The sequence below is a fragment of the Pantoea sp. SORGH_AS_0659 genome, from assembly GCF_031453915.1.
Classification (GTDB): Bacteria; Pseudomonadota; Gammaproteobacteria; order Enterobacterales; family Enterobacteriaceae; genus Pantoea; species Pantoea leporis.
In genome coordinates, this window is sequence record NZ_JAVJAK010000001.1 from 3791851 (window position 1) to 3807511 (window position 15661).

A 15661-nucleotide genomic window follows, 5' to 3' on the forward strand; every position below is an offset into this window, starting at 1 on the left:
ATTGAGCCTTACCGATGAAAATTCCTTACATTCCTGAAGATGCACCGTTTAACGGTGAGCAGAAATACTGGCTGGCGGGCTTCCTCGCCGGTCTCCATTCGCGCCTGCTGGTATTAGAAGACAAGCAGAGCGCACCGGCTGCAGGTGCCAGCACCAATACGCAGCTGCACATCCTGTTCGGTTCACAGACCGGCAACGCTGAAGCGCTGTCGCAAACGGCCGCTAAAGCCGCACGCGCCAAAGGTTTGGTGCCGGTGGTTCAAGCGCTGGGCGAAGTGGATCTGGATGTGTTCGCTACCATGCGTCACGTGCTGATCGTCACCTCGACCTACGGCGAAGGCGAAATGCCGGACAACGCCCAGCTGTTCTGGAACGCGATTTCAGCCAGCACCGCGCCGCGTCTGGAGCAGATGCACTTTGCGGTATTGGCGATTGGCGACACCGGCTACGACGGTTTCTGCCAGGCAGGTAAATTCATCGATATGCGTCTTGAGCAGCTCGGTGCAAAACGCGTCGCCGATCGTATCGACTGCGATATCGACTTCGAAGAGCCATCCAGCGCGTGGATTGGTACGGCGATGCCGCAATTCGCCGCCAGTGCAGGCAGCAGCGGTACAGCATTAGAAAGCGCGCCAGAAGCGCCGGTCATTCCGGGCAGCAATAAGCAAAACCCATATGCGGCTGCGTTGGTGACTAACAAGCGTCTTTCGGCAGAAGAGTCGGCGAAAGATATTCGTCACTTCGAGTTTGATCTCACCGACAGCGGTTTGAAATATGAAGCGGGCGATGCGCTGGGTGTGATCCCGGTGAACGACGCAGCACTGGTTTCACTGCTGCTGACTCAGCTGAAAGCAGATTACGAAACGCCAGTTCCCAGCTTTGATCGCAACCTCGGCGATCTGCTGACTTATCAGTTCGAAATTTCCGAGCCATCACGCAAACTGATTGAGTGGGTTGGCCAGCACACCACCAACCAGGAACTGCGTCACGTCCTGCAGCACGACGATAAAGATACCCTTGCCGTTTGGCTGTGGGGCAAAGACACGCTGGATCTGCTGCAGCTCGAGCTGACGCGCAGCCTGTCGGTGCCGGAATTCGTTGCCATGCTGCGTCCGTTACAGCATCGCGCTTACTCCATCTCGTCGAGCTCGAAAGCCCACCCAAATCAGGTACATCTGACCATTGCTTCCGTGCGCTATCACAGCAGCGGCCGCGAGCGTAAAGGCGTGTGCTCAACTTATCTGGCTGAACGTGTACGTCGCGGCGAAAAGCCGGCGATCTTCATCTCACCAAACAAAGCGTTCCGTGTACCGTCAAACGGCAATGCGCCGCTGATCATGGTTGGGCCAGGCACCGGTATCGCACCGTTCCGCGCCTTCCTGCAGGAACGTCAGGCAACGGGCGCAGAAGGTAAAAACTGGCTGTTCTTCGGTGACCAGCATCAGGCACATGATTATATCTACGAGGAAGAGTTGCAGGCATGGCAGGAGAAAGGTCTGCTGACTAATCTGGATCTGGCCTTCTCGCGCGATCAGGAAGAGAAGATTTACGTGCAGAACCGCATGCTGGAGAAAGGCGCTGAGCTTTACGCCTGGCTGCAGGATGGCGCTTACTTCTACGTGTGTGGCGACGCATCTCGCATGGCAAAAGACGTTGATGCGGCGCTGTATGAAGTGGTTCGTCAGTTCGGTGGCTTGTCCAGCGAGCGCGCGGCGGCTTACGTTGATCAGCTGAAGAAAGATAAACGCTACCTGCGCGACGTCTACTAAGACGCGCAGGCATAAAAAAACGGGCCAATCGGCCCGTTTTTTATTGCACGTTTTACTTCACCACACGCAGTGAAGGTCGTCCGCCACGCGGCGGCGGCTCATCATCTGGCGAGTGATCGTCATCAGTCGCATCATCCGGACGATCGCCATCAATCACAGACATCATTGTCTCTTCCTGACCGCTACCTTCCTGCTCGTCCGTCGCCAGCTCATAAGCCGGTTCCGGCTCGAACATGGTGCCAGCGCCGTTTTCTCGGGCATAAATCGCCAGAACTGCAGCCATCGGCACAGAAACCTGACGCGGTACGCCACCGAAACGCGCGTTGAAACGCACTTCATCATTGGCGAGGTCAAGATTGCCTACCGCACGCGGCGCGATGTTCAGAACGATCTGTCCATCACGCGCATATTCCAGCGGCACCTGCACACCTGGCAGATTGATGTCGACCACCAAATGCGGCGTCAACTGGTTATCCAGCAACCAGTCGTAGAACGCCCGCAACAGGTAAGGACGACGCGCCGTTAGTTGCGACATTTCCATACATTAGCCCCGAGCTTGCAGGCGCATTTCACGTTCTGCTTCCGTCAGTGACGCAAGGAAAGAGTCACGTTCAAACACACGCGTCATATAGCCTTTCAGCTCTTTAGAACCGGCGCCAGACAGGTCAACGCCCATCTGCGGCAGACGCCACAGCAGCGGCGCCAGATAGCAATCCACCAGGCTGAACTCTTCGCTCATGAAGAACGGTGTGCGTGCGAACAGTGGTGCAATCGCCAGCAGCTCTTCGCGCAGTTGCTTGCGCGCTGCATCGGCTTCGGCACCGTTGGCGGTTTCGATGGTGCGCATCAGGCTGTACCAATCCTGCTCAATGCGGTGCATCATCAGACGGCTTTCACCGCGCGCTACCGGGTAAACCGGCATCAGCGGTGGATGCGGGAAACGCTCATCGAGGTATTCCATGATGATGCGTGATTCATACAGCGTCAGTTCACGGTCGACCAGCGTCGGTACGGTGCGATACGGGTTGAGGTCAATCAGATCCTGCGGCAGGTTATCCGTTTCAACCTGCTCGATCTCCACGCTGACGCCCTTCTCAGCCAGTACGATACGTACCTGATGGCTGAAAATGTCAGTCGGACCAGAAAACAGCGTCATTACCGAACGTTTGTTGGCAGCGACAGCCATGAAAACCTCCAAGTTTGTTCACAAAAAGATACTGCGAATAGCCAACCACGCGGCGACTCACCGGCTCATCAGATTCGCCTACCGTCAGCGTCAGGAGCATCGACCGGTCTTCCGGACAGGAACGACATGCACAACGCTGCGTCTTGCAGGCGCAAAGTGACAGTGAGTTTACCAGATTTTAAGCAGCTTGTGGGGCGGGCGTGATGATTTGCGGGCAAAATGCGGGTAAAGCTCGCGTTTTTCGTGGGAAAAAATCATAAATGCAGGCAATAAAAAACCCGCCGAAGCGGGTTTTTTGAGCCAACTGCCGCTGCCGAAGCAGCAAACAATTAACGCTTGGAGAACTGCGGACGACGACGTGCTTTACGCAGGCCGACTTTCTTACGTTCAACTTCACGCGCATCACGGGTAACGAAGCCCGCTTTACGCAGTTCAGAACGCAGAGACTCGTCGTACTCCATCAGAGCGCGTGTGATACCGTGACGGATCGCACCAGCCTGACCAGAAATACCACCACCTTTAACGGTGATGTACAGGTCAAATTTACCAACCATATCAACCAGCTCCAGCGGCTGACGCACGACCATGCGTGCAGTCTCGCGACCGAAGTACTGCTCCAAAGAGCGCTGGTTAATTACGATGTTACCGCTACCCGGCTTGATGAAGACGCGAGCGGCAGAGCTTTTGCGGCGACCAGTGCCGTAGTTTTGAGTTTCAGCCATTGCCTATAATCCCGATTAAATGTCAAGAACTTGCGGTTGCTGCGCCGCGTGGTTGTGCTCGTTGCCTGCGTAAACTTTCAGTTTACGGTACATAGCACGACCCAGTGGGCCTTTCGGCAGCATGCCTTTAACCGCGATTTCAATCACACGCTCAGGACGGCGCTCGATCATCTCTGCAAAGGTCGCTTGCTTGATACCACCGATGTGGCCAGTGTGGTGATAGTAAATCTTGTCAGTACGCTTGTTGCCGGTTACAGCAACTTTTTCTGCGTTCAGAACGATGATGTAATCACCGGTATCAACGTGCGGAGTGTATTCCGCTTTGTGCTTACCACGCAGACGGCGCGCCAGTTCAGTCGCCAGGCGACCCAAGGTTTTGCCCGTTGCGTCAACAACATACCAGTCACGCTGTACGGTTTCTGGTTTAGCTGTAAAAGTTTTCATTGAAAAGCTTACCCAAATAAAAAGTTACACGTTGGTGAAATCCCAAACGCTAAGTAAACGATTGAGGCTCACACGACCATTTTGCCCAGCAAGCCACCCCTTCAAGTGAGTTACCGGATCACATCGAGTTCTTGGGAAAGAAAACCGATGCTGTAACGTGGGGTCGCAAGATTATAGAGAAGTCGAACTCAAAGATCGAACCTTTTTGCATCTAAAACCTACGATTTATGCCACGTCATCAGGGCAGATGCGGCAGACGCAAATACTCCTCGCTCTGCATCTCCTGCAAACGCGACAAGCAGCGCTGATACTCAAACTTCAAGCGTGTGCCCTGATAAATTTCAAACAGTGATGTTTCAGCCGCGACAACCAGTTTCACGTGGCGTTCGTAGAACTCATCGACCAACGCAAGGAAGCGGCGCGCCTGATCTTCGGTCTTATAAATCATCACCGGCACATCATACAGCAAGACGCTGTGAAAACGGCGCGAGAGCTCAATATAGTCGTGCTGGCTGCGCCCTTCGCCGCACAGCGTCAGGAAATTGATCGCCAGCACGCCTTCATGCACGCCCAGCGTGGGCATCTGGCGATGGTTGATTTCCAGCACCGGCGCGTCTTCACGCGCTTTGCCGGACAGCGCGCGGAACATGCGCTCCATTTCGCTGTGCGTGGCCTCGTTGAGCGGGAAGTTCCACAAATGCGCCGACGTTAGGGTGCGCAAGCGGTAATCGATACCGGCGTCCACATTCATCACTTCACAATGACGCTTGATTTGTTCGATGGCAGGCAGGAAACGCGGGCGCTGCAGGCCGTTGCGATAGAGCTCATCCGGCGGAATGTTCGAGGTGGCTACCAGCGAGATGCCACGCGCAAACAGCGCTTCCATCAGCGTGCCCAGCAGCATGGCGTCGGTGATATCCGAGACAAAAAACTCATCGAAACAGAGAATGTCGGTTTCCGCTTTAAAGCGATCGGCGACAATCAGCAGCGGATCGCTGTGGCCTTGCAACTGCGTCAGTTCCTGATGGACACGCAGCATAAAGCGGTGGAAATGCAGGCGCAGCTTACGATCACCAGGAATTGACTGAAAAAACAGATCCATCACCCAGGTTTTACCGCGTCCCACACCGCCCCACATATACAGGCCGCGCACTGGCGCTTCGCGGGTGCTTTTCTCTTTATTCATTATCTTAGACAAGCGGCCCAACAGACCTTTGGCAGCCGGTTCAACCTGTTGCTGGCGGGCAATCAATCCTTGCTGGATGGTATCTAAGCGGGTAATCGCTTCTCGTTGTACGTCATCCGGGCGAAATTCGCCCTGCGACAGCGCCTGCTCGTAGCGTGCAAGCGGAGATGAGGTTTGCATGGTTCTCTCAGAATCCCTGAAAAAGTCCGATTCACGGGTCGGTTGACGAAAATTAGGCCGCTCTACACTAAGCGATGCAGCCCGATAGTTCCACTTCCAATAGATTATTGGGTATAGTGGCTGCTATTGAAGTTGATGTTGCAACAGAAGCAATGCCCTACGAAACAACGGAAATTACACGGGAGTCATTATGACCTGGGAATACGGGCTGATTGGTTTAGTGATTGGCATTATTGTCGGCGCAGTCGTCATGCGTTTTGGCAACAAGAAGCTGCGTGAGCAGCGTAGCATGCAGTATGAACTGGAAAAATCGAAGGCTGAGCTGGCGGATTACCGCGAGGAGCTCACCAACCACTTCGCCCGCAGCGCCGAGCTGCTGGACAATATGGCGCATGATTACCGCCAGCTGTATCAGCACATGGCGAAAGGGTCTAACGACCTGCTGCCAAATCTGCCCGGCGAGAAAAATCCGTTTGCCTACCAGTTAACGGAAGCCGAAGCGGATAACGATCAGGCGCCGGTGCAGATGCCGCGTGATTACTCTGAAGGCGCATCCGGCCTGTTACGTGGCAGCGACCGCGCTCCGCGTAATTAATCCTTTTGGGGCACAGCTTAGCTGTGCCCTTTTTGTTTTCGAACACAAACCACAAACTACTGTCACACTTCTTTTATCCCTTTCGCAGCGAGAGCGTTGTAGCAATGAAAAAACAAGCACGTCTGTTAAGCGCATTAGCCTTAGGTATCGGGATGAGTTTGGCTGCGGCGCCGAGTGCGCTGGCAACTCTTCCCGCCCAGATTCAGGGACAAGCATTGCCAAGCCTGGCACCGATGCTGGAAAAAGTTCTGCCCGCAGTAGTGAGCGTGCGTGTTGAAGGTACCGACAGCGGTCAGCAGGCGCAGGATATTCCTGAACCACTGAAACGCTTTTTTGGTCAGGCACCGGGACAATCGCAGCCGCAGCCTTTTGAAGGTCTGGGTTCTGGCGTGATCATTGATGCCGCTAAAGGCTATATCCTCACCAATAACCATGTGGTCAGCAACGCCGATAAAATCAGCGTGCAGCTGGGTGACGGCAACGAATATGACGCTAAGTTAATTGGTCACGATGAACAAACCGACATCGCATTGATCCAGGTTGAAGGCGCGAAAAATCTGACACAGGTGAAAATCGCCGACTCTGATTCGCTGAAAGTGGGTGATTTTGCCGTGGCCATCGGTAACCCGTTTGGTCTGGGTCAAACCGCCACCTCGGGCATCATCTCTGCGCTCGGTCGTAGCGGCCTGAATCTGGAAGGACTGGAAAACTTCATTCAGACCGATGCCGCGATTAACCGCGGTAACTCCGGTGGTGCGCTGGTGAACCTGAATGGTGAGTTGATTGGTATCAACACCGCGATTCTGGCGTCAAGCGGCGGCAACATCGGCATTGGCTTTGCCATTCCCGCCAATATGGCGATGAACCTGGCGCAGCAGCTGATTCAGTTCGGCGAAGTGAAGCGCGGTCAGCTTGGTATCAAAGGCACGGAAATGACCGCCGATATCGCCAAAGCGTTTAACGTTGATGCGCAGCGCGGCGCCTTTGTTTCGGAAGTGCTGCCGAAGTCAGCCGCCGAAAAAGCGGGCATCAAAGCCGGCGATATCATCACCTCCATCAATGATAAGCCAATCACCAGCTTTGCTGAGCTGCGTGTGAAAGTCGGCACCACGCCGCCGGGCCAGGATGTGAAAATCGGCCTGCTACGTGAAGGCAAACCGGTTAACGTCACCGTCACGCTGGAACAGAGTGCGCAAACCACCGCCAGCGCGCAGCTGATGTCGCCTGCACTGCAAGGCGCAACGCTGAGCGACGGCGCGACCAAAACCGGTGATAAAGGCGTGAAAGTCGATGCCATTGAAAAAGGCACGCCAGCGGAGCAAGTCGGTTTGCAGAAAGATGATGTGATCATCGGCGTAAACCGCAATCGCGTCGCTTCTATTGCCGAAATGCGCAAAGTGCTGGAAGGCAAACCGCCGGTGCTGGCACTGAACGTGGTGCGCGGCGAAGAGACGATTTACCTGCTTCTGCGATAATCCTCGCAACAGGCGGACAAGCAGGTGTTTGTCCGCCTTTCTCATGCTATTCTGCCCTGCGATCTCACCTGGCTTGAAATAACACCATGTTTCTTAAACTTTTGCGTTCTGTGGTGATGGGCCTGATCGTGGCTGGCTTACTGCTCGTCGCGATCCCTGCGCTGCGTATGGGCAGCAACGTCACCTTTGATCAAGACAACAGCGACGATGAAGCACCCGTTAGTTTTAATCAGGGTGTGCGACGTGCCGTGCCCGCGGTCGTTAACGTCTATAACCGCAGCGCCCACGGCAACAATAATCGCGGAATCACCACGCTGGGTTCCGGCGTCATCATGAACGGCAAAGGCTACATCCTCACTAACAAACACGTGATTAATAACGCCGACCAAATCATCGTCGCGCTGCAGGATGGACGCTTCTTCGAAGCCACCTTAGTGGGTTCCGATGCCATGACCGATTTAGCGGTGCTGAAAATCAGCGCCTCCAACTTGCCGGTTATCCCCATCAACGCCAAACGTATCGCGCACATCGGCGACGTCGTCATGGCGATCGGCAACCCATACAACCTCGGCCAAACCGTGACGCAAGGCATTATCAGCGCCACCGGACGCGTGGGTCTGAGCTCATCCGGACGACAAAACTTCCTGCAGACCGATGCCTCGATCAATCAGGGTAACTCGGGCGGCGCATTGATTAACTCGCTTGGTGAACTGATGGGCATTAACACCCTGACGTTTGATAAAAGCAGCGATGGCGAAACGCCGGAAGGAATTGGTTTCGCCATTCCCACCGCGCTGGCGAGCAAAATCATGGATAAGCTGATTCGTGATGGTCGGGTGATTCGCGGCTACATCGGCATCACCGGGCGCGAACTGCCGCCGCTGCACGGCCAGGGCAGTAATCTTGATCGCGTTCAGGGCATTATCGTCAGTGACGTCACGCCGAATGGCCCCGCCGATAGCGCCGGCATTCAGGCCAATGACGTGCTGCTGGAAGTGAATGGTAAACCGGCGCTCTCGGCACAGGAAACCATGGATCAGGTGGCAGAAATTCGGCCGGGCTCGGTGATTGACGTGCAGATCTTGCGTAATGAAAAGAAAATGACCTTGCCGGTGACGATTCAGGAATTCCCGGAAGTCACCGCGCCCGCCACCACCACGCCATAAGGGCGCTTGCGCGCCCTGATGATTTAGCTGCGATCGACCGGGAAGGCGATCACTTCGCTTAGCGAGCTGGCTTTCAGCGCCAGCATGATCAAACGATCCACGCCCAACGCCACGCCAGAACAGGCAGGCATACCGTGCGCCAGCGCATCCAGCAGATAGGTATCGATAGGATGTTGCGGCAGGCCACGCGCAGCACGACGACGATTGTCCTGCTCAAAGCGCTGACGCTGCTCGCGGCTATCGGTTAATTCACGGAAACCGTTCGCCAGCTCAATCCCTTTGTAATAGACCTCAAAGCGCTCGGCGACGCGGTGATCTTCCGTACTGATCTCCGCCAATGCGGCCTGCGTCGCAGGGAAATGGTAGACGAAGCACGGCTTATCGTTACCAATCTTCGGCTCAACGCCCAGCATAAACAGCAGCTGCAGCAGCGTATCGCGGTCTTCTTCACGATTGGCCAACTCGCCCTCGCCCAGCTTCTCCGCCACTTCGCGTAGCTGCGCTTTATCAGCCGATAACGGATCGACTTCCAGATGGCGGATAAACGCCTGCTGATACGACAGGGATTCCGCGCTGTCGCACTCCAGCACCTGCTGCATCAAATCGTCCACCTCGTTCATGAGGCGGTACATGTCGTAGTGCGGACGATACCACTCCAGCATGGTGAACTCGGGATTGTGGTGACGCCCGGCCTCCTCATTACGGAAGCTGCGACCCATCTGGTAAATCGGACCACTTCCGGCCGCCAGCAGGCGCTTCATGTGATATTCCGGACTGGTCATCAGCCACAGATCGCGCCCTTCGGCTGCGCCTGGCCCAACAAAACGCGTCTGGAACGGCACCAGATGGATGTCAGTGATGGTCGCCTGGCTCATCGCCGGGGTATCGACCTCCAGCACGCCGCGATCGGCAAAGAAACGACGTATTTCCGCCATGATAGCGGCGCGTTTCAACAAATTGGCAATGGGTGCGCTCGGCTGCCAGCTTGCCGTTTCGCTCATGTTGATGACTCCTCATACAGATAAGGGGTGGAAGTCTACCCGCAATGCCGATGGCAAACAACGGCAGCGGGCGCAGGCAGCAATTTGCTAGCGGGAAGCTATACTTAACCCATTAAAATCGTAAAGGAATCCCACAATGTCCCCATGGAAAACCCTGCTTGCCAGCCTGAGCGCTTTTCTCTCCGTTGCCTGCTCAACCGCGCCGCCTAAAGGTGTCACGGTAGTAGAAGGTTTCGACAGTCAGCGCTATCTCGGCCAATGGTATGAAATCGCCCGACTCGATCACCGCTTTGAGCGAGGATTACAACAGGTTACCGCTAATTATAGTCCGCGCGAGGACGGCGGCTTGAAGGTGATCAACCGCGGCTACAATCAGCAGAAACAGCGCTGGCAAGAGAGCGTTGGCAAAGCCTATTTCACCGGCGATAAACAGCGCGCCGCGCTGAAGGTGTCGTTCTTTGGCCCGTTCTATGGCGGCTACAACGTGATCGCATTGGATCCTGACTATCGCTATGCGCTGGTGTGCGGGCCGAATCGTAGCTACTTGTGGATTCTGTCACGTACGCCGCAGCTGGATGAAAATGTTAAGCAACGCCTGGTTGAACAGGCCAGAAGTGCCGGATTCCCGGTGGATGAGCTGATTTGGGTGGAGCAGAAATAGAGAGGACCGGTGCGAAAGTCGCTTTCGCACCGGACTATCTTACTGTGCGCTGCGCTGGATTGCCTTGCCGCCCGCCGAAACGTCTTCGCCAACACCACGCGTGGTGTTACAAGCGGTCAGAACGGATGAGAGCACCAGCACGGAAAAAATCGCGACAATACTTTTCTTTAACATAGCCATATCCTTTTTGGTTGCAGTAAAAGTACAGCTCTTAAAGCATAGTCTTGATCTGTAAAACTGCGGATTGGACGGATGAAAAAAGAGAAGGGAGACACACAGTGAGAAAAAAGGCGCATCAATGATGCGCCTGATTTGACGATTATTTTACGCGAGAAACGTATTCGCCAGAGCGGGTATCTACTTTTACCACTTCGCCAATCTGTACGAACAATGGCACTTTGATTACCGCGCCAGTCGACAGCGTAGCGGGCTTACCGCCGGTACCTGCGGTATCACCCTTCAGGCCTGGATCGGTTTCGATAACTTCCGCTTCGATGAAGTTCGGTGGCTGAACAGCGATCGCTTTATCGTTCCACAGGGTAACGATACAATCCGCATTGTCCTGCAGCCACTTGGTCACGTCATCCAGCACTTTAGATTCGATCTGATACTGCTCGAAAGATTCCGGGTGCATGAAGTAGTAGAAGTCGCCGTCGTTGTAAGAGTATTGCAGCGTCATATCACGAACGTCTGCGCCTTCGGCAGAGTCAGTAGATTTGAAGGTCTTCTCAACGCGAGAACCGGTCAGCAGACGACGCATTTTAACGCGCGCAAATGCCTGGCCTTTACCCGGCTTAACGAACTCACTGGCTTCGATGGCATATGGCTCGCCTTCGAACATGATTTTAAGACCGGGACGGAAATCGTTGCTAAGATAAGTCGCCATAAAGGCCCTCTGTAAATATTGAACTGGTAAATAGCCAAAAAAATGGCACACATTGTAACCCTAAATCCCCCCGTCAGAGAAGATTGGTTGCAGCAACTAGCTGATGTTGTCACCGAACCTGCTGAATTACTGCAACTTTTATCTCTTGATCAGCATGCTGATCTGGCTGCAGGCGCGGATGCGCGCAAGCTTTTCGCCCTGCGCGTACCGCGCGCCTTCATCGCACGCATGAAAAAAGGCGATGCGGCCGACCCGCTGCTGCTGCAAGTGCTCACCAGCCGTCAGGAATTTATCGATGCGCCAGGTTATAGCACCGATCCGCTGGATGAACAAAGCAGCGTGGTGCCGGGTTTACTGCATAAGTATAGAAACCGAGCGCTGCTGCTGGTAAAAGGCGGCTGTGCGGTCAACTGCCGCTACTGTTTCCGCCGCCATTTCCCCTATCAGGATAATCAGGGCAACAAGCGCAACTGGCAGGCAGCGATTGACTACATCGCCACGCATCCGGAACTGGACGAGATCATATTCTCCGGCGGCGATCCGCTGATGGCGAAAGATCATGAACTGGCATGGCTGGTGGGCGCGCTGGAGAAAATCCCGCATCTCAAACGCCTGCGTATTCACAGCCGCTTGCCGGTGGTAATCCCGTCGCGTATCACCGAAAGCTTGTGTCAGATTCTGGCGGACACGCGCCTGCAGGTATTGATGGTGAGCCATATCAACCATGCGCAGGAAATTGATGATGAGCTGCGTTACGGCATGCAGATGCTGAAGCGTGCCGGCGTGACGCTGCTCAATCAGAGCGTGTTGCTGCGTGATGTGAATGATGATGCGCAGACGCTAGCGGATCTCAGTAATGCGCTGTTTGATGCTGGCATTCTGCCCTACTACCTGCACGTGCTGGATAAGGTGCAAGGCGCGGCGCACTTCTTTGTGTCAGATGAGGAAGCACGTGGGCTGATGCGCCAGCTGCTGCCGATGGTTTCCGGTTATATTGTGCCGAAACTGGCGCGCGAGATTGGCGGCGAGCCAAGCAAGACGCCGCTGGATTTGCAGCTGCGTCAGGCATAAAAAAAGCCGCATCAGCGGCTTTTTTTACAACTGCAACTTACGGGCACTTATACACCTGGCCGGTCATTTTGCTGTCGAGCGGTGCGAAAGCTGACAGCAGATTCTGCGTCGGGCTGGTGGCGCCATAAATCACATTGCCGCCCATTTCTGCCGCGCGGTTGCGTAGGTCGTTAGCTGCGCCACGCAGTGAACTGCCTTCACCGCCTGAACCGCTCAGCCAGTTGCTCTGAGAGCCGGTAAGCGTTCCCAGCAGCTGACATTGACTTGCGGGTTGTTGGTCGACGAAGGTCACACGTTCGCCGCCAGCACTCAGTTGATTGGAGCTGCTACAGCCCGCCAGCAGTAAAGTTCCGACTGCCAGACCGAGCAAGAGGTTAATCCGCATTGTAATCCCCATTTATTATCATCAGTGTCGGGCGGCAGCGTAGCAGAAAAGCGCACTTTTTTTCTGAACATTCATTGCCCTAAACCCGTAAAGCCGAAGTATTGCGCCCTTACTTATACCTTGTTCCCCAGCAAAAGAAAAACCCCCGACCGTTTCCGATCGGGGGTTTTCCAGATGACTTAAGCAGTCAGGGGCAATTACATCATGCCGCCCATTCCGCCCATGCCACCCATACCGCCAGCGCCGCCTAAATCAGGTGCGTCGCTTTTTGGCAGGTCAGTCACCATCGCTTCGGTGGTGATCATCAGGCCCGCAACCGATGAAGCGTACTGCAGCGCAGAACGGGTCACTTTGGTTGGGTCCAGGATACCGAAGTCGATCATGTTGCCGTACTCTTCAGTCTGCGCGTTGTAACCGTAGTTACCGTCGCCTGCTTTCACGTTGTTAGCAACAACTGAAGGCTCTTCGCCGGCGTTGGAAACGATCTGACGCAGCGGGGCTTCCATTGCGCGCAGCGCAACTTTGATACCCACGTTCTGATCTTCGTTATCGCCTTTCAGGCCAGATGCGGCGATTTTCGCTGCAACGCGAACCAGCGCCACACCACCACCGGCAACCACGCCTTCTTCAACCGCAGCACGGGTCGCGTGCAGGGCATCTTCAACGCGTGCTTTCTTCTCTTTCATTTCAACTTCAGTTGCTGCGCCCACTTTCAGCACGGCTACGCCGCCTGCCAGTTTCGCTACGCGCTCCTGCAGTTTCTCTTTGTCGTAATCAGAGGTTGCTTCTTCGATCTGCTGACGAATCTGCGTTACGCGGCCAGAGATAGCGCCTTGATCACCCACGCCATCGATGATGGTGGTGGTGTCTTTGTTGATCACAACGCGTTTTGCCTGACCCAGATCTTCCAGGGTAGCTTTCTCCAGCTCCATACCGATCTCTTCAGAGATCACGGTACCGCCGGTCAGGATAGCGATATCCTGCAGCATCGCTTTACGACGGTCGCCGAAGCCAGGTGCTTTAACCGCAGCCACTTTGACGATACCGCGCATGGTGTTCACCACCAGCGTTGCCAGAGCTTCACCTTCCACGTCTTCTGCAATGATCAGCAGTGGCTTACCGGCTTTCGCAACGGCTTCCAGCACTGGCAGCATTTCGCGGATGTTAGAGATTTTCTTGTCAGCCAGCAGGATGAACGGGGTTTCCAGCTCAACTGCGCCTGTTTCTGGCTTGTTGATGAAGTACGGAGACAGGTAGCCACGGTCAAACTGCATACCTTCAACCACGTCCAGCTCATCTTGCAGGCCGGTGCCTTCTTCAACGGTGATAACGCCTTCTTTGCCCACTTTGTCCATCGCGTCTGCAATCAGTTTGCCCACGGTTTCATCAGAGTTAGCAGAGATGGTACCAACCTGTGCAATCGCGCGTGAATCCTGGCAAGGCACAGACAGGGTTTTCAGTTCTTCAACGGCGGCGATAACGGCTTTATCGATACCGCGTTTCAGATCCATCGGGTTCATGCCCGCAGCGACGGCTTTCAGGCCTTCGGTGATGATGGCCTGAGCCAGTACAGTTGCGGTGGTGGTGCCGTCGCCTGCTGCGTCGTTCGCTTTAGAGGCCACTTCTTTCACCATCTGTGCGCCCATGTTTTCGAACTTGTCTTCCAGCTCGATTTCACGCGCAACAGAAACACCATCTTTGGTGATGGTCGGTGCACCAAAAGATTTATCCAGAACCACGTTACGGCCTTTCGGGCCTAGGGTAACTTTTACTGCATCTGCCAGTACGTTTACGCCACGCAGCATTTTTACGCGTGCGTCATTACCGAATTTTACGTCTTTAGCTGCCATTTCAAATATCCCTTAAATTCGTTTCGTTCAGTGAATTGCGCGTAAATTACGCTTCAACAACTGCCAGGATGTCGCTTTCGGAGATGATCAGAACTTCTTCGTTGTCGATTTTCTCGGTTTTAGCACCGTAGCCTTCGCTGAAAATCACCAGATCACCCACTTTTACGTCCAGTGGCTTAACTTCACCGTTTTCCAGGATGCGGCCTTTGCCAACAGCCAGGATTTCACCGCGAGTAGATTTACCGGCAGCTGAACCGGTCAGCACGATGCCGCCCGCTGATTTAGCTTCGACTTCTTTACGCTTGACGATAACGCGATCGTGCAATGGACGAATTTTCATTTGATAGCTCTCCTTTAGAAAGTCCAATCATTCATTTTTGGGGTTGAGCCGGACAGCAGGGCTTCCAGCCTCGTGCTGGAAGAGATAGGGGCAATAAGTGGGCTTTCAAGGGCAAAAAATATAAATATTTTCGTTTCTGCAACAGACGGCGAAAAAAGCAACAAAAAGGCGGCTTGCGCCGCCTTGATTATCTAATGGTCTTTGTCATGACCTATTTGGTCCTGATCTTTGCGCTCATATTCACCGTCCACGGTGAAACCCGCATCCGGACCGGCGCCCGGACCGCGCCATACGCGCAAGTGCGGCATCAGCTTCAACGTCAGATGCTTCTGCACCGGCGGCAACAGCAGCAGTAAACCGAGGAAGTCGGTGAAGAAACCGGGCAACAGCAGCAGGAAGCCGGAGATAATCAGCGAAACGCTTTTGGTCATCTCAGCCGCCGGGCTTTCGTTACGCGCCAGCTTCTCCTGCATCAAACGGAAGTTCTTCATGCCCTGATTTTTCACCAGCGACACACCAATACACGAGGTGAAGATCACCAATAGCATGGTGAGCAGCACGCCCAGCGCATGCGCAACCTGAATAAAGATAGAGATCTCAATCCAGGCCAAAACAAAAAAAATCACGAACGGTAACCAGCGCACCGAGTTCTCCTGTGAGTTGGAGCTGCCCCGCAAATGGCCAGGCAGCAGAAAGGGAGGGTCTATGTGACAGTATTGATAGAGATGGGCATTTGCACCGGCA

Annotated in this window: 18 protein-coding genes; 6 read left to right on the plus strand and 12 right to left on the minus strand. The window is 54.5% G+C overall.

Annotated elements, in window-relative coordinates; translation table 11 throughout:
• The first annotated feature begins 14 nt into the window (after positions 1–14).
• Complete coding sequence (locus Q3H59_RS17900; protein ID WP_101762289.1) at positions 15–1769, plus strand: sulfite reductase subunit alpha; 1755 nt, start codon at positions 15–17, stop codon at positions 1767–1769.
• Positions 1770–1821: 52 nt separating this feature from the next.
• Here Q3H59_RS17900 and sspB read toward each other — a convergent pair whose 3' ends face one another.
• The 5 genes from sspB to zapE form a co-directional block, all read right to left on the minus strand.
• Positions 1822–2310, minus strand: a complete 489-nt coding sequence (gene sspB, locus Q3H59_RS17905) for a ClpXP protease specificity-enhancing factor (RefSeq protein ID WP_064737765.1) — start codon at positions 2308–2310, stop codon at positions 1822–1824.
• A gap of 3 nt (positions 2311–2313) precedes the next feature.
• Positions 2314–2955, minus strand: coding sequence for a stringent starvation protein SspA (gene sspA / locus Q3H59_RS17910; protein ID WP_008104394.1), 642 nt, complete (start codon positions 2953–2955; stop codon positions 2314–2316).
• Positions 2956–3284: 329 nt separating this feature from the next.
• A complete protein-coding gene (gene rpsI, locus Q3H59_RS17915) occupies positions 3285–3677 on the minus strand; it encodes a 30S ribosomal protein S9 (RefSeq protein ID WP_007886600.1) in 393 nt (130 codons plus the stop codon).
• Between the two features lie 15 nt (positions 3678–3692).
• Positions 3693–4121 (minus strand): 50S ribosomal protein L13, encoded by a 429-nt coding sequence (gene rplM, locus Q3H59_RS17920; RefSeq protein ID WP_007886599.1) that lies wholly within the window; start codon positions 4119–4121, stop codon positions 3693–3695.
• A 238-nt stretch (positions 4122–4359) separates the two neighbouring features.
• Complete coding sequence (gene zapE / locus Q3H59_RS17925; protein ID WP_277974438.1) at positions 4360–5487, minus strand: cell division protein ZapE; 1128 nt, start codon at positions 5485–5487, stop codon at positions 4360–4362.
• 190 nt (positions 5488–5677) lie between these two features.
• Between zapE and zapG the strand changes: the two genes are divergently transcribed.
• From zapG to degS, 3 genes are all read left to right on the plus strand, one after another.
• Entirely contained in the window at positions 5678–6082 is a 405-nt protein-coding gene (gene zapG / locus Q3H59_RS17930) for a Z-ring associated protein ZapG (RefSeq protein ID WP_064737767.1), read from the plus strand.
• A 104-nt stretch (positions 6083–6186) separates the two neighbouring features.
• Entirely contained in the window at positions 6187–7557 is a 1371-nt protein-coding gene (gene degQ, locus Q3H59_RS17935; protein WP_101762291.1) for a serine endoprotease DegQ, read from the plus strand.
• Between the two features lie 86 nt (positions 7558–7643).
• A complete protein-coding gene (gene degS, locus Q3H59_RS17940; protein ID WP_101762292.1) occupies positions 7644–8723 on the plus strand; it encodes an outer membrane-stress sensor serine endopeptidase DegS in 1080 nt (359 codons plus the stop codon).
• Positions 8724–8746: 23 nt separating this feature from the next.
• Here the strand turns inward: degS and epmA are convergent, their stop codons facing one another.
• Positions 8747–9724, minus strand: a complete 978-nt coding sequence (gene epmA, locus Q3H59_RS17945) for an elongation factor P--(R)-beta-lysine ligase (protein WP_101762293.1) — start codon at positions 9722–9724, stop codon at positions 8747–8749.
• Positions 9725–9860: 136 nt separating this feature from the next.
• Here epmA and Q3H59_RS17950 point away from each other — a divergent pair, with 136 nt between their 5' ends.
• Complete coding sequence (locus Q3H59_RS17950; protein WP_101762294.1) at positions 9861–10385, plus strand: lipocalin family protein; 525 nt, start codon at positions 9861–9863, stop codon at positions 10383–10385.
• Between the two features lie 39 nt (positions 10386–10424).
• Here the strand turns inward: Q3H59_RS17950 and Q3H59_RS17955 are convergent, their stop codons facing one another.
• Both Q3H59_RS17955 and efp read right to left on the minus strand, forming a co-directional pair.
• Positions 10425–10559 (minus strand): entericidin A/B family lipoprotein, encoded by a 135-nt coding sequence (locus Q3H59_RS17955; RefSeq protein ID WP_007886592.1) that lies wholly within the window; start codon positions 10557–10559, stop codon positions 10425–10427.
• 145 nt (positions 10560–10704) lie between these two features.
• Positions 10705–11271: an elongation factor P gene (gene efp, locus Q3H59_RS17960; RefSeq protein ID WP_034826669.1), complete on the minus strand. Its 567-nt coding sequence runs from the start codon at positions 11269–11271 to the stop codon at positions 10705–10707.
• 42 nt (positions 11272–11313) lie between these two features.
• On the opposite strand from efp, the gene epmB reads away from it, so the two are divergent.
• Complete coding sequence (gene epmB / locus Q3H59_RS17965) at positions 11314–12342, plus strand: EF-P beta-lysylation protein EpmB (RefSeq protein WP_309836141.1); 1029 nt, start codon at positions 11314–11316, stop codon at positions 12340–12342.
• A 37-nt stretch (positions 12343–12379) separates the two neighbouring features.
• On the opposite strand, the gene Q3H59_RS17970 is transcribed toward epmB, so the two are convergent.
• The 4 genes from Q3H59_RS17970 to Q3H59_RS17985 all read right to left on the minus strand — a co-directional run bounded on the left by Q3H59_RS17970 (position 12380) and on the right by Q3H59_RS17985 (position 15561).
• Positions 12380–12727 (minus strand): DUF4156 domain-containing protein, encoded by a 348-nt coding sequence (locus Q3H59_RS17970; protein WP_008104416.1) that lies wholly within the window; start codon positions 12725–12727, stop codon positions 12380–12382.
• A 197-nt stretch (positions 12728–12924) separates the two neighbouring features.
• On the minus strand, positions 12925–14577 hold the full coding sequence (gene groL, locus Q3H59_RS17975) for a chaperonin GroEL (protein WP_101762297.1): 1653 nt from the start codon (positions 14575–14577) through the stop codon (positions 12925–12927).
• Positions 14578–14623: 46 nt separating this feature from the next.
• Entirely contained in the window at positions 14624–14917 is a 294-nt protein-coding gene (locus Q3H59_RS17980) for a co-chaperone GroES (protein ID WP_101762298.1), read from the minus strand.
• 191 nt (positions 14918–15108) lie between these two features.
• The gene (locus tag Q3H59_RS17985) at positions 15109–15561 is read right to left on the minus strand and encodes an FxsA family protein (protein WP_192236087.1); all 453 of its coding nucleotides are present in this window, start codon (positions 15559–15561) and stop codon (positions 15109–15111) included.
• Between the last annotated feature and the right edge of the window lie 100 nt (positions 15562–15661).